This window comes from Aeromonas sp. S8(2024) (assembly GCF_041403085.1).
Taxonomy (GTDB): domain Bacteria; phylum Pseudomonadota; class Gammaproteobacteria; order Enterobacterales; family Aeromonadaceae; genus Aeromonas; species Aeromonas dhakensis.
In genome coordinates, this window is sequence record NZ_JBGLRF010000003.1 from 484365 (window position 1) to 509148 (window position 24784).

The 24784-nt window shown below is 60.2% G+C and carries 27 protein-coding genes; all 27 read right to left on the reverse strand.

The window, feature by feature from the left end:
- Positions 1-75 precede the first annotated feature (75 nt).
- Positions 76-888 (reverse strand): VacJ family lipoprotein, encoded by an 813-nt coding sequence (locus ACB031_RS11080; RefSeq protein ID WP_371139553.1) that lies wholly within the window; start codon positions 886-888, stop codon positions 76-78.
- 79 nt (positions 889-967) lie between these two features.
- Complete coding sequence (gene ccmI / locus ACB031_RS11085) at positions 968-2242, reverse strand: c-type cytochrome biogenesis protein CcmI (protein ID WP_371139554.1); 1275 nt, start codon at positions 2240-2242, stop codon at positions 968-970.
- A complete protein-coding gene (locus ACB031_RS11090; RefSeq protein WP_005298856.1) occupies positions 2239-2718 on the reverse strand; it encodes a cytochrome c-type biogenesis protein in 480 nt (159 codons plus the stop codon). Before ACB031_RS11090 ends, ccmI begins: the two co-directional genes overlap by 4 nt.
- 11 nt (positions 2719-2729) lie before the next feature.
- Positions 2730-3260: a DsbE family thiol:disulfide interchange protein gene (locus ACB031_RS11095; RefSeq protein WP_010634605.1), complete on the reverse strand. Its 531-nt coding sequence runs from the start codon at positions 3258-3260 to the stop codon at positions 2730-2732.
- Positions 3257-5212, reverse strand: coding sequence for a heme lyase CcmF/NrfE family subunit (locus ACB031_RS11100; protein WP_010634606.1), 1956 nt, complete (start codon positions 5210-5212; stop codon positions 3257-3259). The genes ACB031_RS11095 and ACB031_RS11100 overlap by 4 nt, the downstream gene beginning before the upstream one ends.
- Positions 5209-5700, reverse strand: a complete 492-nt coding sequence (ccmE, locus tag ACB031_RS11105) for a cytochrome c maturation protein CcmE (protein ID WP_010634607.1) — start codon at positions 5698-5700, stop codon at positions 5209-5211. The genes ACB031_RS11100 and ccmE overlap by 4 nt, the downstream gene beginning before the upstream one ends.
- Positions 5697-5903: a heme exporter protein CcmD gene (gene ccmD / locus ACB031_RS11110; RefSeq protein ID WP_005298845.1), complete on the reverse strand. Its 207-nt coding sequence runs from the start codon at positions 5901-5903 to the stop codon at positions 5697-5699. The genes ccmE and ccmD overlap by 4 nt, the downstream gene beginning before the upstream one ends.
- Before the next feature lie 2 nt (positions 5904-5905).
- Entirely contained in the window at positions 5906-6646 is a 741-nt protein-coding gene (locus ACB031_RS11115; RefSeq protein WP_005298843.1) for a heme ABC transporter permease, read from the reverse strand.
- Between the two features lie 163 nt (positions 6647-6809).
- On the reverse strand, positions 6810-7478 hold the full coding sequence (gene ccmB, locus ACB031_RS11120; protein ID WP_244365027.1) for a heme exporter protein CcmB: 669 nt from the start codon (positions 7476-7478) through the stop codon (positions 6810-6812).
- Positions 7479-7483: 5 nt separating this feature from the next.
- The gene (ccmA, locus tag ACB031_RS11125) at positions 7484-8119 is read right to left on the reverse strand and encodes a cytochrome c biogenesis heme-transporting ATPase CcmA (protein WP_005298840.1); all 636 of its coding nucleotides are present in this window, start codon (positions 8117-8119) and stop codon (positions 7484-7486) included.
- 163 nt (positions 8120-8282) lie between these two features.
- On the reverse strand, positions 8283-8669 hold the full coding sequence (locus tag ACB031_RS11130; protein WP_010634610.1) for a DUF2802 domain-containing protein: 387 nt from the start codon (positions 8667-8669) through the stop codon (positions 8283-8285).
- An 18-nt stretch (positions 8670-8687) separates the two neighbouring features.
- Positions 8688-9176 carry a chemotaxis protein CheW gene (locus ACB031_RS11135; protein WP_005298836.1) on the reverse strand — a complete coding sequence of 163 codons (489 nt, stop codon included), beginning with the start codon at positions 9174-9176 and terminating at the stop codon, positions 8688-8690.
- A gap of 69 nt (positions 9177-9245) precedes the next feature.
- Complete coding sequence (locus ACB031_RS11140; protein WP_371139555.1) at positions 9246-10115, reverse strand: chemotaxis protein CheW; 870 nt, start codon at positions 10113-10115, stop codon at positions 9246-9248.
- Entirely contained in the window at positions 10112-10906 is a 795-nt protein-coding gene (locus tag ACB031_RS11145) for a ParA family protein (protein WP_005298826.1), read from the reverse strand. Before ACB031_RS11145 ends, ACB031_RS11140 begins: the two co-directional genes overlap by 4 nt.
- A gap of 4 nt (positions 10907-10910) precedes the next feature.
- Positions 10911-11834, reverse strand: coding sequence for a flagellar motor protein MotB (locus ACB031_RS11150; protein WP_017778738.1), 924 nt, complete (start codon positions 11832-11834; stop codon positions 10911-10913).
- 2 nt (positions 11835-11836) lie between these two features.
- The gene (locus ACB031_RS11155; RefSeq protein ID WP_010634614.1) at positions 11837-12574 is read right to left on the reverse strand and encodes a flagellar motor protein; all 738 of its coding nucleotides are present in this window, start codon (positions 12572-12574) and stop codon (positions 11837-11839) included.
- Between the two features lie 2 nt (positions 12575-12576).
- Positions 12577-13686, reverse strand: coding sequence for a chemotaxis response regulator protein-glutamate methylesterase (locus ACB031_RS11160; protein WP_017766599.1), 1110 nt, complete (start codon positions 13684-13686; stop codon positions 12577-12579).
- Between the two features lie 32 nt (positions 13687-13718).
- Positions 13719-15911 (reverse strand): chemotaxis protein CheA, encoded by a 2193-nt coding sequence (locus tag ACB031_RS11165; RefSeq protein ID WP_371139556.1) that lies wholly within the window; start codon positions 15909-15911, stop codon positions 13719-13721.
- An 11-nt stretch (positions 15912-15922) separates the two neighbouring features.
- Positions 15923-16663 carry a protein phosphatase CheZ gene (locus ACB031_RS11170; protein ID WP_005298816.1) on the reverse strand — a complete coding sequence of 247 codons (741 nt, stop codon included), beginning with the start codon at positions 16661-16663 and terminating at the stop codon, positions 15923-15925.
- A gap of 12 nt (positions 16664-16675) precedes the next feature.
- Positions 16676-17059 (reverse strand): chemotaxis response regulator CheY, encoded by a 384-nt coding sequence (gene cheY, locus ACB031_RS11175; protein WP_010634617.1) that lies wholly within the window; start codon positions 17057-17059, stop codon positions 16676-16678.
- Between the two features lie 111 nt (positions 17060-17170).
- Positions 17171-17890, reverse strand: coding sequence for an RNA polymerase sigma factor FliA (locus tag ACB031_RS11180; RefSeq protein WP_005298811.1), 720 nt, complete (start codon positions 17888-17890; stop codon positions 17171-17173).
- Entirely contained in the window at positions 17883-18758 is an 876-nt protein-coding gene (locus ACB031_RS11185; protein ID WP_010634619.1) for a MinD/ParA family protein, read from the reverse strand. The genes ACB031_RS11180 and ACB031_RS11185 overlap by 8 nt, the downstream gene beginning before the upstream one ends.
- Before the next feature lies 1 nt (position 18759).
- Complete coding sequence (gene flhF, locus ACB031_RS11190) at positions 18760-20172, reverse strand: flagellar biosynthesis protein FlhF (RefSeq protein ID WP_005298808.1); 1413 nt, start codon at positions 20170-20172, stop codon at positions 18760-18762.
- Positions 20173-20188: 16 nt separating this feature from the next.
- Complete coding sequence (gene flhA / locus ACB031_RS11195; RefSeq protein ID WP_005298806.1) at positions 20189-22291, reverse strand: flagellar biosynthesis protein FlhA; 2103 nt, start codon at positions 22289-22291, stop codon at positions 20189-20191.
- Positions 22292-22398: 107 nt separating this feature from the next.
- Positions 22399-23529 (reverse strand): flagellar biosynthesis protein FlhB, encoded by a 1131-nt coding sequence (gene flhB / locus ACB031_RS11200; RefSeq protein WP_017766597.1) that lies wholly within the window; start codon positions 23527-23529, stop codon positions 22399-22401.
- Positions 23530-23663: 134 nt separating this feature from the next.
- The gene (fliR, locus tag ACB031_RS11205; protein WP_371139557.1) at positions 23664-24455 is read right to left on the reverse strand and encodes a flagellar biosynthetic protein FliR; all 792 of its coding nucleotides are present in this window, start codon (positions 24453-24455) and stop codon (positions 23664-23666) included.
- Between the two features lie 49 nt (positions 24456-24504).
- A complete protein-coding gene (gene fliQ, locus ACB031_RS11210; RefSeq protein ID WP_005298799.1) occupies positions 24505-24774 on the reverse strand; it encodes a flagellar biosynthesis protein FliQ in 270 nt (89 codons plus the stop codon).
- Between the last annotated feature and the right edge of the window lie 10 nt (positions 24775-24784).

A 24784-nucleotide genomic window follows, 5' to 3' on the forward strand; every position in this document is an offset into this window, starting at 1 on the left:
TGGCGCAAGTGGCGGCCAGCGCAGCAAAAAGGCGCCCGCAGGCGCCTTTGTCATTCGAGCCGGGATGCACAGGCATCACTGGTCGATCTCGTCCAGATAGTCATCCAGGTTGCTGTCGTCTTGCTTCTCCTGCTGCTCTTGCTTGAGCTCGGTCTGACGACCAGTCACCTTGTTCTGGTTGTACTGCAGATAGAAGTCCTTGGTCAGGGCGTAAGGATCGAGCGCGTTGTCGATGATCCGCTCCTGATCGATCAGCTTGGAACGGGTACCCAGACCATCCAGCGCCCAGTGCACCGCTTTCAGCGGGAAAGTCAGCAGCGAGTAAGGGAAGTAGAGCACGTCTATGGTATCCCCCACTATCTCGCGGGTGGTGGTGGGGCCATAGACGGGCACCATGACATAGGCCCCCTCGCCTATATCCATGCGCCCGAGCACGGTAGAGAGCTCCAGCTTGTTGCGCTCGAGGCCCGCATGCTTGGCCACGTCGAAGATACCCAGCAGACCCACAGTGGTGTTGAGGGTGAAGCGGCCCAGGTTGGTACCCGCCCCCTTCAAGTCGCCGGTCAGCAGGTGGTTGACCATGCTGCTCGGTTCGTTGAAGTTCTCCACCAGATTCTCGATGCCATCCTTCATTCCCTGCGGAACGTAGCGGGCGTAGCCGTGCACCACGGGGCGAGCCACGTAGGGCTCCAGCACATCGTAGTTGACGGCCCACATGGCCCGGTTGGCACCCTGAAATGGGTCACGGCTGTCACTGGCCGTGCTGGTCGCTTCGGGCCGGCTCGGCGTCTCCTTGAGGTCAAGGCTCTCGGGGCCCGGCTTGGGCGGGCCGCCAGCACAGCCACCCAGCAACAAGGCCACCGTCAATGCCCCTACACGCACATGCATATGGAAGTCCTAGCTTTTTATTGTGATTAATCTGAATTATAGGCAGCCCGGCCCCATCGAGGGCCGGGCCAGAGGCGTATTAGAGGGCGTGATCGATGCGGATGTCAATCGGCGCTGAAGGAATTGAGCCGGTGGCGACCGGGACCGAGGCCCCTTCGAACGCCCCTTCCTTGTTCATGACGTTGCCGCCACGGGAGAGGCGCGCCTTGAACTGCAGCTCGGGATAGGCGGCCAGCTTGTTGCCCTCCATCATGGCATCGCCGTCACCCAGCGACAGCGTCACCGGGAAGTGCGGGCCTGGGATACGCTTGACCGCGATGGGCATGGGCGGTCCGTTGGGGATCACCGCAAACACGAACAGATGGGCATCTTCCGGCAGCGCAATGCCATCGGCCAGCGTCACCTTGAGCGGGAACTCGCCGGCCTTCACCTCCAGCACCTGGGCGGAGGCGGTGCTCTGCCCGCTCGTCTCTGCCGGCACGGCCGCACTGGCCATGCCGCGTTTCTTCAACTGCTGCTCGGCATACTCGATGGAGCGCTCCACCATGGTGTAGCGGGTCGAGCCCTTCTCCATCAGCGGCAGCATCTCGCGCCAGCGTTGCAGGGCGGTCTTGAAGTCCTCTTTTTGCAGAGCCATGAAGGCGTAGACGGAGCGCGCCTCGATATTGGCCGGATCCTGGGCGATGGCCCCCCGCAGCAGCTGATCGGCTTGCGCGTCATCCCCTGTCATCATCAGCGCCTGGGCATAGGGCACCGCCACCATCCCCTTCTGCGGTGCCAGAGCGTAGGCCCGCTCCAGTGCCTCGCGGGCCATATCGGGATCATTGCCATCCAGCGACAGTCGACCCAGCAGCAGCCAGCCGCGGTAATCGTTCGGTTCCTCTTTCAGGCGGGTGCGCAGGGCCAGGGTGAAGTCCAGCAGATCCTGCTCGGTGACCTCGGCATTGCGCTCCACCAGGATGCGGTTGCTGAGCTCGCCTAACCGGCTGCTGGCGTCCTGCCAGCGGCTGACCTCCTGCCAGGCACCGAGCTTGTAGTAGAGCCCCAGGCTCACCACCAGCAGCACCAGCACACCCGGGATCCAGATCAGACTCTTGCCGCCGCGAGCGGTCTGCTCCACGTCGGGGATGTCGTCCAGCAGGCTGCGCTGCAACTCGATCAGGGTGTCCTGCTCTTCCGCCAGCACCCCCTGTTCGCGCTCTTCACCGATCTCCAGCAGACGCTGACGATAGAGTTGTTTGTTGAGGGCCGAGCGGCTGATGCTCTGGCGGCCCTCTCCCCGCCACAGGGGCAACACCAGTGCCAGGCTCACCAGCACCAGCAGGGCCGCGATCACTATCCAAAATGCGGTCATTGTTTCTCTTCCTCTTTGAGCAGGGCAGCCAGACGACGCTGCTCCTCCGCGCTCAGGGCGCTATCCGCCGGCGTAGCTGCCGCGGGACGACGGCGACTGCGCACCACCACCAGGACTATGCCCACCACGATCACCAGCAGCGGCCCCAGCCAGAGGATCAGGGTGGAGGCCATCAGCGGCGGGTTGTACAGGATGAAGTTGCCGTAGCGGGCCACCATGTAGTCCACCACCTCCTGCTTCTCCTTGCCCTCGCGCACCATCTGGTAGGTCTTGTCACGCAGGTCCTTGGCCAGGCCCGCATTGGAGTCGGCAATGTCCTGGTTCTGGCACTTGGGGCAGCGCAGCTCCTTGGTCAGTTCACGAAAGGTCTGCTCCTGGGCGTCGTTGTCGAAGGTGTAGACATCGATGGCGGCCAGCGCCTGACCCGCCCCGCCCAGTCCCGCCAGCAGCAGCAGGGATGCAATCAAGATTCTCATCGGGTTCTCCCTCACTTCATGGCGTCATAGATGGGTTTGAGGGTCGATGCCCACACCTCGGGGTTGACGTCACCCACGTGGCGATAGCGGATGATGCCCTGACTGTCGATGAAGAAGGTCTCCGGCGCGCCGTAAACCCCCAGATCTAGCCCCAGCATGCCGTCGGGATCATACAGATTGATCTGATAGGGATTGCCGAGCTCCGCCAGCCAGTTGATGGCCTTGGCCCGCTCATCCTTGTAGTTCATGCCGACAATATAGATCCCCTGCCCCGCCAGCTCCTTGAGGTAGGTGTGCTCCCCGTAGCAGGTCGGGCACCAGGTGGCCCAGACGTTGAGCAGCATGGGACGCCCCTTGAGGATGCTCCTGTCATGCTGCTTATTGAGGTCATAGATATCCTGCAGGGTGAACACGGGCACCTCCTTGCCCACCATCACGGACTCGAGCTTGGTGGGATCGGAGTAGAGCCCCTTGAACAGAAACACGGCCCCCAGCAGAAAGACGATGAAGGGGATCAGAAACAACCAGGTCTTCTTGCTCATGCCTTGGCCTCCTCTTCACGACGACCGAAACGGTAGCGCTTGTCCAGCATCGCTAGCACGCCGCCAATGGCCATGAAGACACCGCCGAACCAGATCCAGCGCACGAAGGGTTTGTAGTAGATCCGCACCGCCCAGGCGCCGTTGTCGAGCTGCTCACCAAGGGCCGCATAGAGGTCACGGGTAAAGCCGGCATCGATGGCCGCCTCGGTCATCGGCATCCGGGTCACCTTGTACATGCGCTTCTCCGGCTTGAGCAGGGCTACCTGCTTGCCATCCTTGTGCACTTCCAGCACGCCCTTGAAGCCGTCGTAGTTGGGGCCGTTCTTCTCCTTGATCCCGGTGAAGACGAACTCATAATCGGCAAAATGGACCCGATCGCCGGCCTGCATGCGCAAGTCCTTCTCGATGCTGTAGTTCTGGGTGCAGGCGATGCCGATTATGCTCACAGCAAGACCCACGTGGCCCAGGATCATGGCCCAGTGGCTGTTGCCAAGGCGCCGCACGCCGACGGCAAAGCTGTGCTTGTGGGTGGCGCGTGCCCAGGTTTCCTGCACGCTGGTCACGATGATCCAGGCGCCAAGCCCGATACCGAGCGCAGCCCAGGGCTTGAACTCCTCGGCCAGCAGCAGCGGCAGCAGGATGGCGGCGGCCAGGCTCAGCAGGAGAGCCAGGACCACCTTGCCCTTGAGCTCGCCCAGATCCTGACGACGCCAGCGAAACAGCGGGCCGACCCCCAGCAACAGGGCGAACGGAATGATCAGCCAGCTGTAGATGTGGTTGAAGAAGGGAGTACCGATGGAGATGCTACCCAGCCCCAGCTCCTTGTGTACCAGCGGCAGCAGGGTGCCAAGCAGCACGGTCAGCAGACCCGCCACCAGCATGATGTTGTTGCCAAGCAGCAGGGTCTCGCGGCTCCACAACTCGTGCTTGCCGTGGCTTCTCACCTGGGAGCCCTTGAAGGCAAACAGCAGCAAGGATGAACCGATTACCGCCAACAGGAAGCCCAGAATGAACAGGCCGCGGGTCGGGTCGGAGGCAAACGCATGCACCGACACCAGCACGCCGGAGCGCACCAGGAAGGTACCCAGCAGGCTCAGAGAGAAGGCGGAGAGCGCCAGCAGCACGGTCCAGGCCTTGAAGGTGGCGCGTTTTTCACTCACCGCCAGCGAGTGCAGCAGGGCGGTACCCGCCAGCCAGGGCATGAAGGAGGCGTTTTCCACCGGATCCCAGAACCACCAGCCGCCCCAGCCGAGCTCGTAATAGGCCCACCAGGAGCCCAGCACTATACCCAGGGTGAGGAAGACCCAGGCCGCCATGGTCCAGGGACGCGACCAGCGCGCCCAGGTGGCATCGAGCCGACCTGTCATCAGGGACGCGATGGCGAAGGCAAACGCCACCGAGAAGCCCACATAGCCCATGTAGAGCATGGGCGGGTGGAAGATGAGACCCGGATCCTGTAGCAGCGGGTTGAGATCGCGTCCATCCACCGGGAAATAAGGCAAGGTACGGGTGAAGGGGTCGGAGGTAAACAGCACGAAGGCGGTGAAACCGACCGAGATGAGGCCGAGCACCCCGAGCACCCGCGCCACCGCGTCGAGCGGCAGTCGACGGCTGAACATGGCGACCGCCGCGGTCCAGCCCCCCAGCGTCAGCACCCACAGCAGCAGGGAACCTTCATGGGCTCCCCACACCGCGGAGATGCGGTAGGCCAGCGGCAGCAGGCTGTTGGAGTTGGTGGCCACGTACTGCACGGTGAAGTCGTTGTCGATGAAGGCCCAGGTCAGGCAGAGGAACGACAGCAACAGCAGCAGGAACTGGGCATAGGCCAGCGGACGGGCCGCCGACATCATGCCAAGGCGCCCCCATTTGGCCCCGAGCAGCGGATAGCTGCCCAGCAGCAGGGCGGTGGCAAACGCCAGGATCAGTGAGAACTGTCCTAATTCCGGGATCATTGCTTGCTCCCCTTCAACTGCGCGTCGGTATATTCCGGCTTGAAGTGCATGCCGTTGGTGGCATCGGCCACTTCCGGCGGCATGTAGTTCTCATCGTGCTTGGCCAGCACCTCGAAGGCGGCGACCGTGGTGGCATCCTTGAGGGTGCCCTGGGCGACGATGCCCTGCCCCTCGCGGAACAGATCCGGCAGGATGCCGTCAAACTCGACGGTCACCAGATGCCCGCCGTTGTCCACCAACTTGAAGACCACCTTGAGGCTCTGGGGATCCCGCTGCACCGAGCCAGGTACCACCAGACCCCCGATGCGCAGGCGCTGCCCCTCTTCCGGCTTGATCTTGTCCGGCCCCTTGCCCTCCACCAGCTCGCTCGGGGTATAGAAGAGATCGATGTTCTGGCTGAGGGCATAGAGCACCAGGCCGATCACGGCGGCGAGGCCGGCACTGATCGCCAGGATGATGGTGAGGCGTTTTTTGCGTCTCGGGTTCATAGGGTGTTCTCCATCTGCTGGGCCGCCTTGCGACGAGCCTCGCGCGCCTGCTTGCTGCGCAATTCGCCGAGCAGGCTGCGGGTTTTCATACGGGTGGAAATGACGATGCCGACCAGGCAGAGTAGGGTCAGACCGAAGGAGAGCCAGACGTAGAAGGCGTAACCGCCCATCGCCAGAAAGTCACTGAATGAGGCAAAGTGCATGCTTACTTCTCCTGCTCGGCTATCTCTTTGACCCAGGGGCGGTGCCACTCCCGCATCAAGAGCTCGTTTCGAAAACGCATCAGGGAGAGGGCCCCGAGGAAGGCGGCAAAGGCCAGGATCATGATGAGCAGCGGCCACAGCATCTCGGGGGAGATGGAGGGCTTGTCAAACTTGGTGATGGTGGCGCCCTGATGCAGGGTGTTCCACCACTCCACCGAGTAGTGAATGATGGGCAGGTTGATCACCCCCACCAGTGCCAGGATGCCGGCGGCCCGGCCAGCCAGCACCTTGTCGCTGAAGGCGTTGTAGAGGGCGATGACCCCCAGGTAGAGGAACAGCAGGATCAGCTCCGAGGTGAGCCGCGCATCCCACACCCACCAGGTGCCCCACATGGGTTTGCCCCAGGCGGCGCCAGTAAACAGCGCGATGAAGGTAAACACGGCACCGACCGGCGCGATGGCGGCCACCGTCATGTCGGCCATCCGCAGCTGCCACACCAGACCGATGAAGGCCGCGACCGCCATGGTGGAGTAGGCCCCCATGGAGAGAATGGCGGCGGGAACATGGATGTAGATGATCCGGAAGGAGTCACCCTGCTGGTAATCGGCAGGGGCGAACGCCAACCCCCAAAGGGTGCCGATGATGAATGCCAGCAGGCTGGTCACGGCAAACCAGGGCAGCAAGGTCCCTGCCAGCTGGTAAGCGCGCTCGGGTTTAGCGTAAGGGTGCAACCATTTCCACATAGCTCACAAAACCTTTCTGTTATTAATATCGTGGCGAGGCCTACCTTACCCACTGCCGGAAAACATCACATCCCCCGAAAGCAATAAGCAGCCATCCTCTTGATCTATCTCAATTATATTTTTTATAACGGCCCTTCCATGGCCACTTTCTCAGACGCTTTCATCAATTCATGCTGACCCGCAGCGCCGCCGAGACCGCCAACGGGGTCAAGGTGAGCGCACCGGCCAGCATGGCCCCCAGAATCGCCAGCTGCCCCGAATAGGGCAGCCCCATCCCCGCCGCATCGATGGCGGAGGTGGCAAAAATCAGTACCGGAATATAGAGCGGCAGGATCAGCAGACTGAGCAGCACTCCCCCTTTGCGCAGACCCACGGTGAGGGCCACCCCGATCGCCCCGAGCAGGCTCAGCACGGGAGTGCCCAGCGCCAGGGTTGCCACCACCGCCAGATAGGTGTTCATGTCCAGCGACAGCAGGATGGCGAGCAGCGGGGAGATGAGCAACAGCGGCAGGCCGGTCAGCAACCAGTGAGCGATCACTTTGGCCAGCGCCAGCAATCCCAGCGGATGGGGCATCAGCATCATCTGCTCCAGCGCGCCATCGCCGAAGTCGTCGCGAAACAGCCGCTCCAGGGAGAGCATGGCCGCCAGCAGGGCCGCCACCCAGATGATGCCGGGGGCAATGCGGGCCAGCAGCTTGGGCTCGGGGCCGATCCCCAGCGGAAACAGGGTGATGACGATGAGAAAGAACCAGAGCGGGTTGAGGATGTCGGAGCGCTGGCGCAGGGCCATCAGCAGCTCACGGTGGATCAGGTGCATTACGGCGCGCAACATCAGAACTACTCCTGCAGCAAGGGCGTGAGAGAGAGGGTCTTCAGCCGTCCCTGCATCAGGGTCATGTCCTGATGGGTGGTGAGGATCACCATGCCCCCCCGCTCGGCATGGGTCAGGAACAGCCGCTCCAGCACCTTCACCCCCTGCTTGTCGATGGCGGTGAACGGCTCGTCCAGGATCCAGAGTGCCGGCTGGTCACTCAGCCACAGACGGGCCAACGCGACGCGGCGCTGCTGACCGGCGGAGAGCTGACCGGTGGGGTTGTCTTCAAAGCCGGCCAGACCGACCTGGGCCAGCACCCGCCACAGATCCACGCTGGTATCGGCCGCATGGTGCAGTTTCTGGTAGAAGGCGAGGTTTTCAAGCGGTGTCAGGGCAGCCTTGACACCAGGCTGATGACCGAGATAAAGCAGATTGGCGTGATATTCGTCGCGGCAATGGCGAATATTCTCGCCATTCCAGCACACTTCACCGGCAAAAGGCTGAGACAGGCCGGTCAGCAGGCGCAGCAGGCTGGTCTTGCCGACGCCGTTGGGACCTTCAATTTGCACCAGATCACCGGGAGCCACCGCAAAGGAGAGATGTTCAAACAGAGTGCGATCTTCACGCACGCAGCTCAGGTTGTGAATTTGAAGCAGCATGAGGATGTAATCAGTGAAAAGAAGCGGCCTGCATATTAACACAGTATCGGGAAGCGTCTTTTCAAAGATGCCAATTATCAGCAGGATTTGTGGGGGAGATCCCGCCTTGGAGAGCCGCAAAGCGGGGCGGGAAAATCAGGAAGGCAGACGCCTTCCCGATCGATCATGAGCGGCCTTTTCGCAATGAAATCAACAATTCAGCCTCGGCCTTTGGCAATTCACACTCGTTCATGACCTCATCGAGGTCAGCACCGAGCTCCACCATCTTGGCGGCCCGGCTGTACAGGCGGCGTTCCGGATCCTGCAGGGTCAGCTCCTGCTGGCGGTCATTGACCTGCTGCATGGCCCCTTCAACGGATTGCAGACGCTGGCCCATGCCGATGGCTCCGGTATGCAGCTCCATCATCTGCTTGCGCAGACTCTCGAGCTGACCCTGCAGCAGCTCCACCCTGGCCTCGGACTCTCGCTGGCCACGTCGGCTGCCTAACACCCCGTACAGGGCCAGCGCCAACGCCAGCAAGGACACCCCCAAGGCGGCAATTTCAATCATCAACACATCATCTTCCTATCAGAGGGAACCGATATCTTCCCACTCTTCATCGGAGAGCAGCTTGTTCAGATCGACCAGGATCAGCAGCTGGCCATCGCGATTGCTGACCCCCTGAATGAACTTGGCGCTCTCTTCGGTACCCACGGCCGGGGCCGCATCGATCTCGGATGAACGCAGATAGACCACCTCGGCCACGCTGTCGACCATGATGCCGATCACCTGCTTCTCCGCCTCGATGATGACGATGCGCGAGTTTTCACTCACATCGCCAGAAGGCAGGCCGAAGCGGGAACGGGTGTCGATGACGGTCACCACGTTGCCGCGCAGGTTGATGATGCCCAGCACGTATTCGGGGGCACCCGGCACAGGGGCGATCTCGGTGTAGCGCAGCACCTCCTGCACCTGCATCACGTTGATGCCGTAGGTTTCATTTTCCAGCTGGAAGGTGACCCATTGCAGCACTTCGTCTTCGGCCAGATTCTGTGCAATATTGCGCTTTTCTGTCATGTTTTTATTCCTTTTATGAAAACGTCTACTGGTAAAACTAGCAATAAAACAGCCCGAGTGCAGAAGTTATCAGCGACCTTCTATGTTGACCCCGCGCTCCAGTAACAGGAGCAATTCCTTCACGTGCAGCAGGGCACACATCTTCTCCTTGACCATGCCGGCCAGCCAGGGACGTTTGCCCTCCTGATGGCGCCATTTGACCTGATCACGGTGCAATAACTCGGTTCCCTTCAGATGATGGCAGGCCAGTCCCCAGGGGGATTCACCCAACATGATCAGATACTTGTAGTCATCTATTTCCAGATGCTGGCCCGGCATGACCCACTGCGCCGTGTCCACCACGTTCATCTTCTGCTCGCGGGACGTCATGATCCCCTTGTACCAGCTGGGCTGGCCAAAGAGGGATGACACCTCCCCCAGCTGATGAATACCGCCAAGCTCGGTCAACGGCACGGCAAAGGTGACGCCGGCCACTTCAAAGAACAGCGCCTGAAACTCCTTGCCGGTATCGATGTTTTCCCAGGTGGAGGGGGCAACCTCCTCCTGTGGCGCCAGCGCTACCTCGGTCTCCGTCACCACCAGAGTCGCGGGATCCGCCGCCACCGGCTCGGGCATCTCCTCGGGCCAGACCGGCTCAACCGGCAGCAAGGCATCTTCGGCCTCGATCTGCAGCGGTTCAGTGACCGCCTCTTCATGGCTCAGGGCGTCGATTTCATATTGTACCTGACCGACCTGGGCCAGCAGTTCACTCAACTGTTCCAGCCGCTGATCCGCCTCCAGATAGGGCTGGGCCACTTTCTCGGCAACCGGCTGGGGCTTGCGCTGCAGCTGGATGACGGGCGCGGAGTCAGGCTCGTCGGCATCCAGCAGCAGGGCATCCTCCAGCAGCAGGGAGTGGAAGTAGTCATCCATGGCCCGGACTTGGGTGGTATCTCTCATGATGTCACCTCATGAGCACGCTGGCGCTCTTGCGCATCAAGATAGTTGAGCAGCGTCTCATAGGCGTAGGTGCCGCGGCTGCTCGGCGAATAGATGGAGGGGGGAATGTGAAGCAAACTGGCATCCCGAAACTTGGTATCTATGGGTATGACGGCATTCCAGACCGCGCTCCCGTGCTGCTCCTTGATGGACTGCAGGGTCATCAGCGAGGCGCGGGTTCGCTTGTCAAACATGGTGGGAATGACGGTATAGCGGAACTTCTCCCGCTTGGAGCGCTGCATGATTTCAAACGTCTTCATCATCCGCTCCAACCCCTTGAGCGCCAGGAACTCGGTCTGCACCGGCACCAGGATCCGGTCACAGGCCGCCAGCGCATTCACCATCATGACCCCCAGCACGGGCGGGCAGTCGATCAGCACATAGTCGTATTGATCCTGGATGCGCAGCAGTGCCCGCTTGAGCACCAGCCCCATCCCTTCCCGATTGCCCATTACCCGATCCAGCGTGGCCAGGGTAATGGAGGCGGGCAGCAGGTGGATGTTCTCAAACTTGGTACGCAGCGTCAGTTTATTGACGAGCTCCGCCGTGGGCTTGACCGCCTGGAACAGCTCATAGAGGGTGCCATCCAGCCGATCGGAGTCAAAGTCGAGATATGAGGTCAGGGAAGCATGAGGGTCGGTGTCGATCAACAGCACCCGCTGACCACGCTGAGCCAGAATACCGGCCAACGAGACCACCGTGGTGGTTTTACCGACCCCACCTTTTTGGTTGGCAACCGTCCAAACAATCACTGTATCAATCCTGCCTCGTTGTTATGCGTATGCCACCACCTGGCAGCGAGATCACCTTGACCTCTCCTGCCTCGACTGCCTGCTGAACTGCCGGGACCGGCTCCTCCGTCACTGGCTGAACGGGAGGAGTCGGCGTCGGAGGTGGTACCCAGGCGAACTTGGAAATAGCGACCACCACCTTGCGATTCTGTAAACGCCCCTGCTCGGTACTGTTGTCCGAGAAGGGAGAGAACTCCCCGTACGCCTCGTAGGCAAGTCGTTGCGGGGCTATCCCCTTGGCGATCAGGGCAGTGAGTACGGCCTCCGCTCTTGCTGCCGACAACGTCCAGTTGGAGCGAAAAATTTCATTATTTATCTGCTGGTTATCCGTGTAACCCCGCACTCTCACATAGTTATCGACCGGTTTCAGGATACTTGAAAGAGTATTGAGCACCGGATCTGCATTGGAGCTCATAAACGCGCTGCCACTGCCAAACAGCAGGCCGGAACTCAGCTCCACCGTCAGCCAGTTGTCATCCTGTGTCAACTTGACTACCCCGGCATCCACCAGAGACCCCATGTTCTCCTGCAGTTGCGAATCTATCTTCGCAAGAGTCATACCATCTTGCAGAATGGGAACACCAGAAATAGGAGCCTGCGAGGGTGAACGGGCCTTGGCACTTTCCAGCACAGAGGTTGCGGCGGACACTTCATTGTTCAGCAGCGACTTGCCCTGCCCCTCCAGCAAGCCATCGCTGCGGGGCTGCATCACATTGAATGCCTGGGTCATGCCGTCGATGACGGCGCGATACTTGTCCTTGTTGACCAGTGCCACCGAGTAGAGCACCACGAACAGGGCGAAGATCAGCGTCATGTAGTCGGCGTAGGAAACCAGCCAGCGATCGAGGTGTTCCCGACCTTGCAGATGCAAACGATAGCGCTTGCGCATGGCTACTCTCCCTTCAGATAAGCCTTCAACCGCCGTTCAACCTGGGGGCCATTCTCGCCATGGGCGATGGCCATCAGGCCTTCCAGCGTCATCTCCTGAAACAGGGCGTAATGATAGTGAAAAGCACGCAGGCGATTGGCGATCGGCAAGTAGAGCAGGTTGGCAAAGCCGACCCCGTAAATGGTGGCAACGAAGGCGACGGCAATGCCGGCACCGAGAGCAGCGGGCTCCTCCAGATGAAACATCGCCTGGATCAGCCCGATGACGGCACCTATGATGCCGATGGTCGGACTGTATCCCCCCATGGCCTCGAAGACCCTGGCAGAGTGCTCGTTGCGCTCCTGCTCGATATCGATATCCGCTTCCAGCAACATGCGAATATCGTCAACCGAAACCCCGTCCACTATCATGGTGAGGCCATGACGGGTAAATTCGTCACTCTCCTGTTCGGCCTGATTCTCCAGCGCCAGCAACCCTTGCTGGCGTGCAAAGATAGCCCAGGATTGCAATCTCTCGGCCTGAGCGACCAGATCCCAGTCCGGCGGCAGCACCATCCAGCGGGTCTGCCTGATCGCTTCCAGCAGGAACTTGCGCGGCGTCTGCAAAATGACCGCCCCCCAGGTTCCCCCCACCACGATGACAAACGCGGGTCCATCGAGCAGGGTCAACAGGTTGCCGCCATGCCACAATTGGGCAATGGCAATGGCTCCCAGTGCCAGGATCAGGCCAAACATGCCCATCGTTAGCGGCCCAGCTCAACCAGGATACGTTGTGCGACCCGATCAAGCGGCAGCGATTCAGTGGCAATACCGGCTTTGGCAACCGCCTGCGGCATGCCATAAACCACGCAGGACGCTTCATCCTGCGCCCAGATGGTGGAGCCCTGCTCCTTGAGCAGACGCGCACCATCCCGACCGTCCGCCCCCATCCCGGTCAACACGATGGCAAGCACCTTGTCGGCATAGGTCTTGGCGGCAGAGGCGAAGGTAATGTCGACGCACGGCTTGTAGTTGACCTTGTCATTGCCATCGACAATGCGGATACGGGCACCGGCACCACGGCCCTCCAGCAGCATCTGTTTGCCACCGGGTGCCAAGTAGGCGTGACCGGGCTTGAGCACATCGCCGTCTTCCGCTTCCTTGACGCCTATCTGGCACAGGCCATTGAGACGTGCGGCAAAGGCCGCGGTGAAGGTCGCCGGCATGTGTTGGATAAGCAGGATCGGATGCGGGAAATCGCCGGGCAGCTTGGTCAACACATTCTGCAGGGCGACCGGGCCGCCAGTGGAAGTACCAATGGCCACCAGCTGATAACTCTTGCCGCTGCGCTTGAATGCGGCCACCGGAGCAGCACGCTGCGGCTCTGCCTGACGTTCTGCCGGACGTGGCGCATTCAGAGGCGTCCTGGCAACGGGCTCGGGCGCCTTCGGGCGTGCCGGTGCAGACATCAGGAAGCGCTTGCGTGAAATCTCCTTGACCCGCTGTTGCAGCAGACGGACGGCTTCATCCTTGTCACGGGCAATGTCTTCGAATTTCTTGGGCAGAAAGTCGAGCGCCCCTGCATCGAGCGCATCGAGCGTGGCTTTGGCCCCTTCATGGGTCAAAGAAGAGAACATCAGGATCGGCGTGGGGCACTTGGCCATGATCTCACGCACGGCACTGATGCCATCCATCACCGGCATCTCTATGTCCATGGTGATCACGTCAGGACGCAACTGCTGTGCCTTTTCTACCGCTTCCCGCCCATTTTGGGCCGTGTCGATGACCGTCAGCATGGGATCCTGAGTGATGATCTCGCTGACCCGACGACGGAAGAAGCTTGAATCGTCGACAACTAATACCTTGATTGCCATTGTTATTCTTCTAACTCCTTGAGCCTGGGGTATCAATGTCTACGGGCGTACGCCTTGAGCAGACTCGGCACATCCAGAATGAGCGCAATACCGCCATCACTGGTGATGGTCGCCCCGGCCATGCCGGGAGTCCCCTGCAGCAGGCTGTCCAGCGGCTTGATCACCACCTCTTCCTGGCCAATCAGATTGTCCACAACAAAACCGATCTGCTGGGTACCAATCTGGACAATCACCACGTGGCCCGTATCCTGACGCGATTTTCGGTTTTTGCCTCTGACCAGCCAGTTGTGCAGATAGAACAATGGGATGGCCTTCTCGCGCACTATGATGGTGAGCTGTCCATCCACCATGTTGGCCTTTTTCAGATCCAGATGGAAAATCTCGTTCACACAGCCCAGCGGTAGCGCGAACGTCTGCTCGCCCACTTCCACCATCAGGGTCGGCAGGATCGCCAGGGTCAGCGGCACCTTGATCTCGAGACGGGTGCCCTTGCCCCAGGTCGAATCGATATGCACCGAGCCGTTCAGGCTGACGATGCTGGTCTTCACCACATCCATCCCGACGCCACGGCCGGAGATATCGGAGATCTCTGACTTGGTCGAGAAGCCGGGAGCAAAGATCAGGTTGTAGGCATCGTTGTCGCTCATGCGTGCCGCAGTATCGGCATCCAGCACACCACGACTGATGGCGATGGACTTGAGCTTCTCGGGATCCATCCCCGCACCATCATCCTCGATGCAGAGCAGGATATGATCGCCCTGCTGGGACGCGCTCAGGGTAATGGTACCTTGCCGTGGCTTGCCCGCCTTCTCGCGAACATCCGGCATCTCGACGCCGTGGTCGCAAGAGTTGCGCACCAGGTGAACCAACGGGTCAGCAAGGGCCTCCACCAGGTTCTTGTCGAGATCGGTCTCTTCACCGACCATTACCAGCTCGATCTCTTTCTTGAGGGTACGGGCCAGATCCCGCACCACCCGTGGGAAGCGACCAAATACTTTCTTGATAGGCTGCATGCGGGTCTTCATCACCGCACCTTGCAGATCCGCCGTCACCACATCCAGGTTGGCAACGGCTTTTGACATGTCTTCATCGTTGCTGGCGATGCCAAGGCTCACCAGACGGTTTCGTACCAGCACCAGCTCACCCACCATGTTCATGATGACGTCCAGCGTCTTGGTATCCACCCGTACCGTAGTGTCGCTTTGCACCGCACTGTCGGCGGGCGCTGGCGCAGCCTGCTTGGATGGCGCCGCTGCAGGAGCCGGTTTTGCCGCTGCCGGCGCGGCGGCTGGCTTGGCCGCAGCAGGTGCAGGATCCGGTTTGGCTGCCGGCACCGGAGTAACCGGTGCTGCTGGCGCTGGAGTCTGGGGCGCCGCCGGGGCTGACATGCTGCTCTGCGGACTCTGACCGCGACCGTGCAGTTCATCCAGCAGACGTTCGAACTCATCGTCATCGATCAGCTCGTCCACCTCTTTCTGTACCGATTTCAGCGGGTTGACTTCGGGAGCGCCACCGTGCTGACCCTGACCATGGAGCTGGTCAAGCAAGGCTTCAAATTCGTCATCCGTGATGTCGCCGGAACTCGGCGCAGCAGGGCTAGCCGCTGCGGTAGGTGCGCCACCGACGCCATGCAACTCGTCAAGCAGGCGTTCAAACTCATCGGCCGAGATCTCATCGATGGAACCACCACCGCTGACCACGGAGGCCTCCTGCTCGGGTTCCGGCACGGCCGCAGGCTCCGGCTCGGCAATCACAGCCACCTCTTCAGCCACGGGAGCGGCAGCCTCCACCGGCGCACTGCTGCCTGCAGAGGCAGTCAACAGCTGCTCTTCCCCTTCGGGTTTGCAGAGCTCGTGCAGATCATGAAGGATTTCGGCGGACGCAGGGCTAGGCGGTTCGCGATTCTGCACCTGGGCGAACATCACATTGATGGCATCCAGGGCCTGCAGGATCACGTCCATCAACTCGGCGGTCACGGTCCGCTTGCCGTTGCGCAAGATGTCGAACACGTTCTCGGCACCGTGGCAGACGTCCACCAGTTCGGTCAGCGAGAGAAAACCGGCGCCGCCCTTGACGGTATGGAAGCCGCGAAATATGGCATTCAACAGATTCTTGTCATCGGGTCGCTTTTCCAAGTCGACCAGTTGTTCAGACAACTGTTCCAATATTTCGGATGCTTCGACCAAAAAGTCTTGCAGTATGTCTTCATCAACTTCGAAGGCCATGCGTCACTCCATTAAAATCCCAGGCTAGACAGCAGATCGTCCACATCATCCTGACCATTGACCACATCGGAACGAGTCTCAGGGTTCATGATGGGGCCTTCGGCTTCAATCCCGCTTACAGGAAGGCTGCGAGAAGAATGCTCGGCAGATGCCTCACCAAACATAGTCAGCATTTCTATTAATTTAGTTTCAACTTCCTGGACCAACTTGATGACCTTGCGGATCATTTGGCCGGTCAAATCCTGAAAATCTTGCGCCATCAGGATTTCTGTCAGCAGTTGCCGTAATTTATCGGCATCAGATTCAGAAGCCTTAATAAAATCATCCAGTTGGTGACACAAAGACTTGAATTGCCCAACACTCATGTCTCTGCTCATCAGGGCATTCCAGTTGGGCAGAACGAGTTGAATGTTGTCATTTAACCGATCGGCAATGGGCAGACTGGCTTCCACCGCATCCATGGTGCGATTGGCTGCCTTGTCCGTCATGTCGATGACATAGCTGAGGCGCTCCCGCGCATCGGGAATTTCATGGGTGGCCAGATCGGGGATCCTGGGATCCAGCCGAAAATCTTGTAGGGAATCATGCAGTTGTCGGGTCAACTGACCCACTTTGTCAAACAGGGCCGCCGCATTGGGCGCACACGCATCGGCGATGAGAGTGTCGGCCTGTTCGAATTCACCTTGCTCAAGATGGGCAACAAGCATCCTTGCCTGATCGAGCGAAATCATTGCACTCGTTTTGGCCTTCATCCCTGCTGCTCCTTAGCCGATTCGTTCAAAGATTTTGTCGAGTTTCTCTTTGAGCGTTGCAGCAGTGAAAGGCTTGACGATATAACCATTGACGCCGGCCTGAGCGGCTTCAATGATCTGCTCGCGCTTGGCTTCAGCAGTCACCATCAGTACCGGCAGGTGTTTGAGCTTGTCATCGACGCGAATAGCCTTGAGCAAGTCGATGCCTTGCATGCCGGGCATGTTCCAGTCGGTCACGACAAATTGAAAATCGCCATTTTTCAACATTGGCAAGGCCGTGTTGCCATCGTCTGCTTCGTGGGTGTTGTTGAATCCCAAGTCACGCAGCAAGTTCTTGATAATCCGGCGCATCGTTGAAAAATCGTCAACAATGAGGATTTTCATGTTCTTGTCCAAAATTCCCTCCTAAATAGCCGCCAGAGCGGCTCACTTACATGATGCAGATCGCAGGTTTTGTTTTGCGGATTATGCCTTAGAGTTTTGTTTCAGTGTAGCCAGTACAAACACTTATACATGCCAATCTCTTAAACGCGCGCGTAATCTATGCATCGCCTGACTGTGTATCTGGCTCACGCGAGACTCGCTGACGTTCAATACCTCGCCTATTTCACGCAAGTTCAGTTCTTCATCGTAGTAAAGGGAGAGCACCAGCGCTTCCCGTTCCGGCAGGCGGGCAATGTGTTCGGCCAGTGCCCCCTGGAAACGTTCGGCCGCCAGTTCATCAAAGCCGTTGCTGCCCGGCTCGTCATCGGGGTGACCGATGACATCCTCGCTGACACCAAGATCCTCGATGCCGATGATCTTGCCGCAGGACACATCCTGCAGCATGGTGTGATACTCGGCGAGGCTGACCCCCATCTGGGCGGCCACCTCGGTGTCGCGAGCATCACGACCGTGGGTTTGTTCAACATTTTCGATAGCTTCAGCTATGGTGCGGCTGTTGCGGTGCACAGAGCGCGGCACCCAGTCACCGCGCCGGATCTCGTCCAGCATGGAGCCGCGGATGCGGATCCCGGCGTAGGTTTCAAAACTGGCCCCCTTGCTGCCATCGAAATTGCGGGAGGCTTCGAGCAGCCCAATCATACCTGCCTGGATCAGGTCATCCAGCAAGACACTGCTTGGCAGGCGAGCCAATAAATGCTGGGCGATCCGCTTCACCAGCGGAGCATGGCGCTCGACCAGCACGTAGGAATCCTGATGACGCAAGTACGCTTGGGCTTTATTCACGGGAACCTTCCTGTGCTATGACCGGCTTTTGCAGCAAATTTTCCAGGAAAAATTCGAGATGACCGCCGGGTTGGTTAGGAATGGGCCAGCTTGCCGCCTTGTTGGCCAGCGCTCTGAATGCCAGTGCGGCCGGAGACTTGGGGAAGGCTTCGACAATCAGCTTCTGCTTGCGCACGGCAGCCCGCAGATTGGTGTCATAAGGCACGCAGGCGACCAGCTCCAGCGAGGTATCTAGGAAGCGGTCGGTCACCCGGGTCAGCTTGGCGTAAAGCTCCTGCCCTTCGCGCAAGGAGCGCACCATGTTGGCCACCACCTTGAAGCGGAAGACGCCGTGCTCCTTGGAGAGGATCTTGATGAGGGCGTAGGCATCCGTGATGGAGGTCGGTTCATCACACACTACCACCATGATGTCCTGAGCCGCACGGGTGAAGCTCAGCACCATGTCGGAGATGCCCGCCGCGGTATCCACCAGCAGGATGTCGACCTGGGTCTTCATCTCGCTGAAGGCGCGGATAAGCTCGGCGTGTTGCACCGGCGAGAGCTCGACCATGGACTGGGTGCCCGAGGTCGCCGGCACTATCATCATGCCGTAAGGGCCTTCGACTATGATGTCGTCGATGGTGCACTCGCCCGCCAATACATGGGAGAGGTTGCGATGCACCCGCAGCCCCAGCATGACGTCCACGTTGGCGAGGCCAAGGTCGGCGTCCAGCACCATCACCCGTTTGCCTTGTGCGGCCATGGCTCCCGCCACGTTCAGGGTTACGTTGGTCTTGCCTACGCCCCCCTTGCCACCAGACACGGCGATCACTTTTACTCGATTGTTTTGACGCATTTTGCGCAGACCACTCGCCTGATCCATATACATGTTACTCATAAAACTCCGAATCTTCGGCCTCGCCAAAGCCTGTGCCCCAGAAATAGGGTTCTTCTGTTTCCCGCTCCAGCGAGCCCATGGCAGCTCCGACGAGCTGCGCCGCATTGGCGACCTGAATATCTTCCGGAACCCTTTGTCCATCAGTGATATAGCTGATGGGCAACGCATTCTGGATACACACGTTAATCACTTCGCCCAGATTCAGACTCTCATCCAATTTGGTAAGTATGCAGCCGCTCAATGGAATACGCCGGAAATGGTCCACCGCCTCCTGCATCACCCGACGCTGGGAAGTGGCCGACATCACCAGGTAGCTGCGGATGCGCACCTTGGCATTCTTGACCAGGGTATCGAGCTGCTCGGTCAACCGGATATCCCGCTGCCCGACCCCCGCCGTGTCGATCAGCACCAGCCGGCGGTGGCGGAACTGATAGAGGGCATTGGCCAGCTCCTCGGCATCCCGCACCTGGCGCACCGGGCAGCCCATGATGCGACCATAGGTCTGCAGCTGTTCATGGGCTCCGATCCGGTAGTTGTCGGTGGTGATGAGGGCCACCTGCTCGGCACCGTACTTCATGGCAAACCGCGCCGCCAGTTTGGCGATGGTGGTGGTCTTGCCCACCCCGGTCGGTCCGAGCAGGGCAACCGCCCCGCCCTGGCGCAGAATCTCGTCTTCGCTGATCTTGAGCTGGGCCGTCAGCACCTCGGCCAGCTGGGCCATGGCCTGATGGATTGGCATATCCTCGGGGATCATGCCGGCCAGCTGATCGGCGAAGGCATCATCGAAGCCCATCTTCTTGAGCTCCTTGATGAGCAGGGCGCGCATCGGCTCGCGGCGCTCCACCTCCTGCCACATCAGGCCGGAGATCTGGTGCTCCAGCAGCTTGCGGATGCTGGCCATCTCCTTGCGCATCCCCTCCATCTCCTGATCCCGCTGAGGGGATTGGGGAGCACGACCGGGCGCGGCAGCCCTCGCCTTCGGCTTGGCCGGTTCGGGAGCATTTCCCCACTGTCCCTGTTCGGCCAGAGTACGGGGAGCACCGCTGGCTGCTGCTGGCGCGGCGCCGTTGAGCCCCTGACCTGCCGGGTTCAGCTTCTGTTGGCGGGCCAGCAGGGCGGCCAGGGTATCGGCATAGTGTTCATTCTGCTCTTTGGCCGGGCTCGGCGCGGAGCGCGTCATCTGCCGGCCGGCAGACGAGATATTGACGCTCTCATCGTTCAACTGACGGCGAACCGGCGCGTCCTTGGGTCCCGGCACCTGGGACTGATAATCGACAGCGGCGACTATCTCCACCCCACCGGTGACCTTCTTGTTGGACATGATGACGGCATCGGGCCCGAGAGTCTCCTTGACCTCGGCCAGAGCCGTTCGCATGTCCTTGGCAAAAAACCGCTTAATCTTCACCCGTCATCTCCGCTAACTAGTTCTGTCCTACCGCACTGACGATGCGGATTTGCTTGTCATCAGGCACTTCCTGATAAGACAGAACGCGCAATCCAGGAATGGCATTCTTGACAAATTTCGCCAGGGTATTGCGCAGTATCCCTGATGTCAGAAGCACGGCCGGCTGGCCTTCCAGTTCTTGTCGTTGTGTGGCTTCCACCAGCGAGCGCTGCATCCGCTCCGCCAGTCCCGGCTCGATGCCGGCGCCATCACCACCCCCTGCCTGCAGGGATTGATGCAATATACGTTCCAATTCCGGTGCCAAGGTGATCACCGGCAGTTCGGGATCCGGTCCGGCAATCTCCTGCACGATCAGGCGCCGCAGGGCGATACGGCAGGCGGCCGTCAACACTTCCGGATCCTGGCTGCGCGGGGCATATTCCACCAGGGTCTGCAGGATAGTGCGCATATCGCGGATTGGCACGCCTTCATTGAGCAAATTCTGCAATACCTTCACCAGGTTACCCATGGAGATGACCTCAGGAACCAGCCCTTCCACCAGCTTGTTCTGATGCTTCCCTATCATGTCGAGCAGTTGCTGCACTTCATCGTGACCCAGCAGCAGAGCGGCATGGTTGGAGAGGATTTGGCTGAGGTGAGTGGCCACCACGGTCGCGGTATCCACCACGGTATAGCCCAGGGTCTGCGCCTGGGAGACCTGCTCCTTGGCGACCCAGACCGCCTCCAGTCCGAAGGCGGGGTCCCGGGTGGCAATCCCCTGGATCTGGCCGAACACCTGACCCGGATTGATGGCCATTTCCTTATCATGGTAAACATTGGCCTCGCCGGTACTGACCCCCATCAAGGTGATGCGATACTGGTTCGGGGCGAGATCCAGGTTGTCACGGATATGCACCGCAGGCACCAGAAAACCCAGCTCCTGGGAGAGCTTCTTGCGCACCCCCTTGATCCGGTTGAGCAGCTCGCCGCCCTGATTGCGGTCCACCAGCGGGATGAGCTGATAACCCACCTCCAGCCCGATGATATCCACCGGCATCACGTCGTCCCAGCTCAAGTCTTTCTGCTCGTGAGGCTGCTCCGCGTTCGCCGGCATCAGCTCGCCCTTGGCGGCCTTGGCGGCCAGCTGTTTCTCGCGGCGTAGCAGCCACCAGGCGCCGGCGGCGGCGACGCCACCCAGGCTCAGAAACGCCAGATGGGGCATGCCGGGCACGCTGCCCATCATCAGCAGGATACCGGCCGAGATGATGAGGGCTCTGGGGTTGTCGAACAGTTGACCCAGCACCGCGGTACCCATGTCCTGATCGGTATTCTGACGGGTGACGATGATGGCGGCGGCGATGGAGAGCAGCAGGGACGGGATCTGGGCGACCAGACCGTCACCTATCGCCAGCAGGGTGTAGATCTGGGCCGCTTCGCCGAAGCTCAGCTGGTGTTGCACCATGCCGATGATGAAACCGCCCAGGATGTTGATGAAGAGGATCATGATCCCCGCCACCGCATCCCCTTTCACGAATTTCGAGGCACCGTCCATGGAGCCGTAGAAGTCGGCTTCCTGGGTCACATCCTGGCGACGCTTCTTGGCCTCTTCCTGATTGATGAGGCCGGCGTTCAGATCCGCGTCGATGGCCATCTGTTTGCCGGGCATGGCATCCAGGGTGAAGCGTGCACTCACCTCGGAGATCCGGCCCGCACCCTTGGTGACCACCACGAAGTTGATGATCATCAGGATCATGAAGACGATGATGCCGACCGTGTAGTTGCCGCCGATCACCACGTTGCCGAAAGCCTCGATCACATGGCCGGCCGCCGCACTGCCGTTGTGGCCTTCCAGCAGCACCACCCGGGTAGAGGCGACGTTGAGGGCAAGACGCAGCAGGGTTGCGATCAGCAACACGGTCGGAAAGGCGGCAAATTCCAGCGGCCGGCGGGTGTAGACCGCTACCAGCAACACCACGATGGAGAGGGCGATGTTGAAGGAGAAGAGGATATCCAGCATCAGCGGCGGGATGGGCAGCACCACCATACCAAGGGAGGCCAGCACCAGCAGCGGCGTCCCCACGCCCTTGGTCAACAGCCACTTGTACTCTTTGATACGGCCCAATGATGCCTGGAGTTTCATCGTTTTTCTCAATCTCAAACCGCTGATGCCAGATTAAAGCAAACATCAAGCCAACAATGCAACCCATTGAAATTAAATGATTTTATTTTGACTGTGTCAGAAGTTTGTCATTTGCGAAATTCGGGCGGGATGGGCAGATCCTTGGCCAGCGGGTTGGGGCGGCGACCACGGCCACGGCGGAACTTCCTGAGCTGATAGACGTAGGCCAGCACCTGGGCCACGGCGGCAAACAACCCCTCCGGGATCTCGTGGCCTATCTCGGTAGCATGGTAGATGGCGCGAGTCAGCGCCGGAGAGGGCATCACAGGGATCTCGTACTCTCGGGCTATCTCCCTGATCTTCATTGCGATTTCATCGGTACCCTTGGCTACCACCTTGGGCGCGCTACCAGGTTTGGCGGAATCGTACTTGAGCGCCACCGAGTAGTGGGTCGGGTTGGTGATCACCACGTCCGCCTTGGGCACGTCCCCCATCATGCGGCGCATCGCCATCTCCATCTGCAGGCGACGGATCCGCCCTTTCACCTCGGGTTTACCCTCGCTGTCCTTGAACTCGTCCTTGACCTCCTGCTTGGTCATCTTGAGCTGGCGCATGTGGTTCCACTGCTGGAACGGCACGTCGATGGCGACGATGGGAATGAGGGCGCAGCAGAGGATGATCAGCATCCACAGCAGCAGATCCAGCGCGTCTATGATGCCGCCCGGGTAGCCCTCGAGGGAGAGGTTGAGCAGGTGGTTGAACTGGCTGGAGAGCATCCACCAGGCGAACAGGGTGATGAACACCACCTTGGCGATGGACTTGATCAGCTCGACCAGGGACTGCACCCCGAACATCCGCTTGATGCCGTTGAGGGGGCTCAGCTTGCTCCACTTGGGCAGCATGGCCTCGGAGGAGAAGTTCATCCCCCCCATCAGTACGTTGCCGACGAAGGCCGCGATGGCCACCAGCATGAACAGCAGACCAAGAGGCTGCAGCAGTTCGCGCAGCAGGGCCGGCAGCATGGTCATCATGGCGTTGGGATCGAACGCCTGCTCCCTGTCCAGGGTAAAGCCCATGGTGAGCACTTTGACCATGGCGCCGGCCAGGCTCTCCTTGACCATCAGCAGGCCGAATACGGCCGCCAGCAGGACGCTGGCGGTGCCCAGCTCCTTGGATCGTGCAATCTGCCCTTTTTCCCGGGCTTGTTGCAGACGTTTGCCCGTGGGTTGTTCGGTACGTTCCTGATCGGTATCAGCCATGCTGACCCCCGCACAGGTTGAGGCAATCAGGTATCAAACCCGCCTGAGCGCCGTTGTTCAGTCGCACCATGCCAACAGGGCAGGTCCAGGCAATCCATCCCGTGCAATGGGCCCCCCAGCCTGCCGCCGACATCTTACTGGCCCCCCAGACACTGGGTGCCGATGAGGGTGCAGCTGGTCTCCTGCACCCGCTCCCACATGCTGTCGAAATGGCCGAGGAAGCCACCTATGGTGAGCCAGAGGATCAGCAGGCCCGACATCATGCTGACCGCAAAGCCGATGCTGAAGATGTTGAGCTGAGGGGCGGCGCGGGTCATGACGCCAAAGGCAAAGTTGATGAGCAGCAGGGCGACGATGGCGGAGAGCGCCATCACCAGCGAGGCCTGATACATGACCCCGAGAAAACCGATCAGATCGCGAATGGAGGGCAGGCTGAGGCCGCTGTCCGACACCGGCAGGGTATCAAAGCTCAGCACCACCATGCGCAGCATGATGAGGTGACCATCCACCGCCAGAAACACCAGGGTCGCCAGCATCAGATAAAACTGACCCACCACAGGGGCCGACTGGCCGTTCATGGGATCCACCAGAGTGGCAAACCCCAGGCTGGTCTGCATGGCGATGATCTGGCCGGCCATCACGAAGCTTTCCATCAGAAACTGGGTCATCAGGCCGAGGGCGATGCCGATCAGCAGCTGCTGCCCCAGCACCAGAAAACTGCCGACGGAGAAGAGCTCAATCCTGGGCATGGCGGGCAAGAGAGGGGCGATCATCAGGGTGAGCGCCAGCGCCAGGCTGATGCGAATGCGGGCCGGGGTCAGCCGGCTGCCGAACACTGCCATCACCATCAGCAGCCCGCTCACTCGCGCCAACGGCCAGACGATGGAAGACAACCACTCCATGATGAGAGCGGTTGTATAGGTCATGCGGGCACCCTGCCGGCCTGCGGCAGCGGCAGGCGCACGGCCTGGCTACTCATCCCACCACCTCGGGAATTTGACTCACCATCAGCATGAAGAAGTCCATCAGACTCTGCAGGCCCCAGTGCGCCCCCGCCCCCAGCGCAAACAGGGTGACGATGAGACGGGGCAGAAAGCTCAGAGTCTGTTCGTTGATGGAGGTGGCGGCCTGGAAGATGGCCACCAGCAAGCCGACGCAGAGGCTCGGCAGGATCACGGCACACACCATGATGGTGACCAGCCAGAGCGCCTCGCGAAACACGTCGATAAAGGTTTCAGGACTCATGCCATTCGCT

Excerpts from the sequence above, each read along its gene's own strand:
- ACB031_RS11135 (WP_005298836.1), bottom strand. The coding sequence starts at position 9,176 with ATGACAGAAAAGCGCAATATTGCACAGAATCTGGCCGAAGACGAAGTG.
- ccmI (WP_371139554.1), bottom strand. The coding sequence starts at position 2,242 with ATGACCGCATTTTGGATAGTGATCGCGGCCCTGCTGGTGCTGGTGAGC.
- ccmD (WP_005298845.1), bottom strand. The coding sequence starts at position 5,903 with ATGCACTTTGCCTCATTCAGTGACTTTCTGGCGATGGGCGGTTACGCC.
- ACB031_RS11165 (WP_371139556.1), bottom strand. The coding sequence starts at position 15,911 with ATGGCCTTCGAAGTTGATGAAGACATACTGCAAGACTTTTTGGTCGAA.
- ACB031_RS11155 (WP_010634614.1), bottom strand. The coding sequence starts at position 12,574 with ATGGGCATGTTTGGCCTGATCCTGGCACTGGGAGCCATTGCCATTGCC.
- flhA (WP_005298806.1), bottom strand. The coding sequence starts at position 22,291 with ATGAAACTCCAGGCATCATTGGGCCGTATCAAAGAGTACAAGTGGCTG.
- ACB031_RS11095 (WP_010634605.1), bottom strand. The coding sequence starts at position 3,260 with ATGAGCAAGAAGACCTGGTTGTTTCTGATCCCCTTCATCGTCTTTCTG.
- ACB031_RS11140 (WP_371139555.1), bottom strand. The coding sequence starts at position 10,115 with ATGAGAGATACCACCCAAGTCCGGGCCATGGATGACTACTTCCACTCC.
- ACB031_RS11130 (WP_010634610.1), bottom strand. The coding sequence starts at position 8,669 with ATGATTGAAATTGCCGCCTTGGGGGTGTCCTTGCTGGCGTTGGCGCTG.
- ACB031_RS11115 (WP_005298843.1), bottom strand. The coding sequence starts at position 6,646 with ATGTGGAAATGGTTGCACCCTTACGCTAAACCCGAGCGCGCTTACCAG.
- ccmA (WP_005298840.1), bottom strand. The coding sequence starts at position 8,119 with ATGCTGCTTCAAATTCACAACCTGAGCTGCGTGCGTGAAGATCGCACT.
- ccmB (WP_244365027.1), bottom strand. The coding sequence starts at position 7,478 with ATGTTGCGCGCCGTAATGCACCTGATCCACCGTGAGCTGCTGATGGCC.
- ccmE (WP_010634607.1), bottom strand. The coding sequence starts at position 5,700 with ATGAACCCGAGACGCAAAAAACGCCTCACCATCATCCTGGCGATCAGT.
- ACB031_RS11080 (WP_371139553.1), bottom strand. The coding sequence starts at position 888 with ATGCATGTGCGTGTAGGGGCATTGACGGTGGCCTTGTTGCTGGGTGGC.
- ACB031_RS11090 (WP_005298856.1), bottom strand. The coding sequence starts at position 2,718 with ATGAGAATCTTGATTGCATCCCTGCTGCTGCTGGCGGGACTGGGCGGG.
- fliR (WP_371139557.1), bottom strand. The coding sequence starts at position 24,455 with ATGACCTATACAACCGCTCTCATCATGGAGTGGTTGTCTTCCATCGTC.
- ACB031_RS11150 (WP_017778738.1), bottom strand. The coding sequence starts at position 11,834 with ATGCGCAAGCGCTATCGTTTGCATCTGCAAGGTCGGGAACACCTCGAT.
- ACB031_RS11170 (WP_005298816.1), bottom strand. The coding sequence starts at position 16,663 with ATGAAGGCCAAAACGAGTGCAATGATTTCGCTCGATCAGGCAAGGATG.
- ACB031_RS11160 (WP_017766599.1), bottom strand. The coding sequence starts at position 13,686 with ATGGCAATCAAGGTATTAGTTGTCGACGATTCAAGCTTCTTCCGTCGT.
- ACB031_RS11185 (WP_010634619.1), bottom strand. The coding sequence starts at position 18,758 with ATGTATATGGATCAGGCGAGTGGTCTGCGCAAAATGCGTCAAAACAAT.
- fliQ (WP_005298799.1), bottom strand. The coding sequence starts at position 24,774 with ATGAGTCCTGAAACCTTTATCGACGTGTTTCGCGAGGCGCTCTGGCTG.
- ACB031_RS11100 (WP_010634606.1), bottom strand. The coding sequence starts at position 5,212 with ATGATCCCGGAATTAGGACAGTTCTCACTGATCCTGGCGTTTGCCACC.
- flhB (WP_017766597.1), bottom strand. The coding sequence starts at position 23,529 with ATGGCTGATACCGATCAGGAACGTACCGAACAACCCACGGGCAAACGT.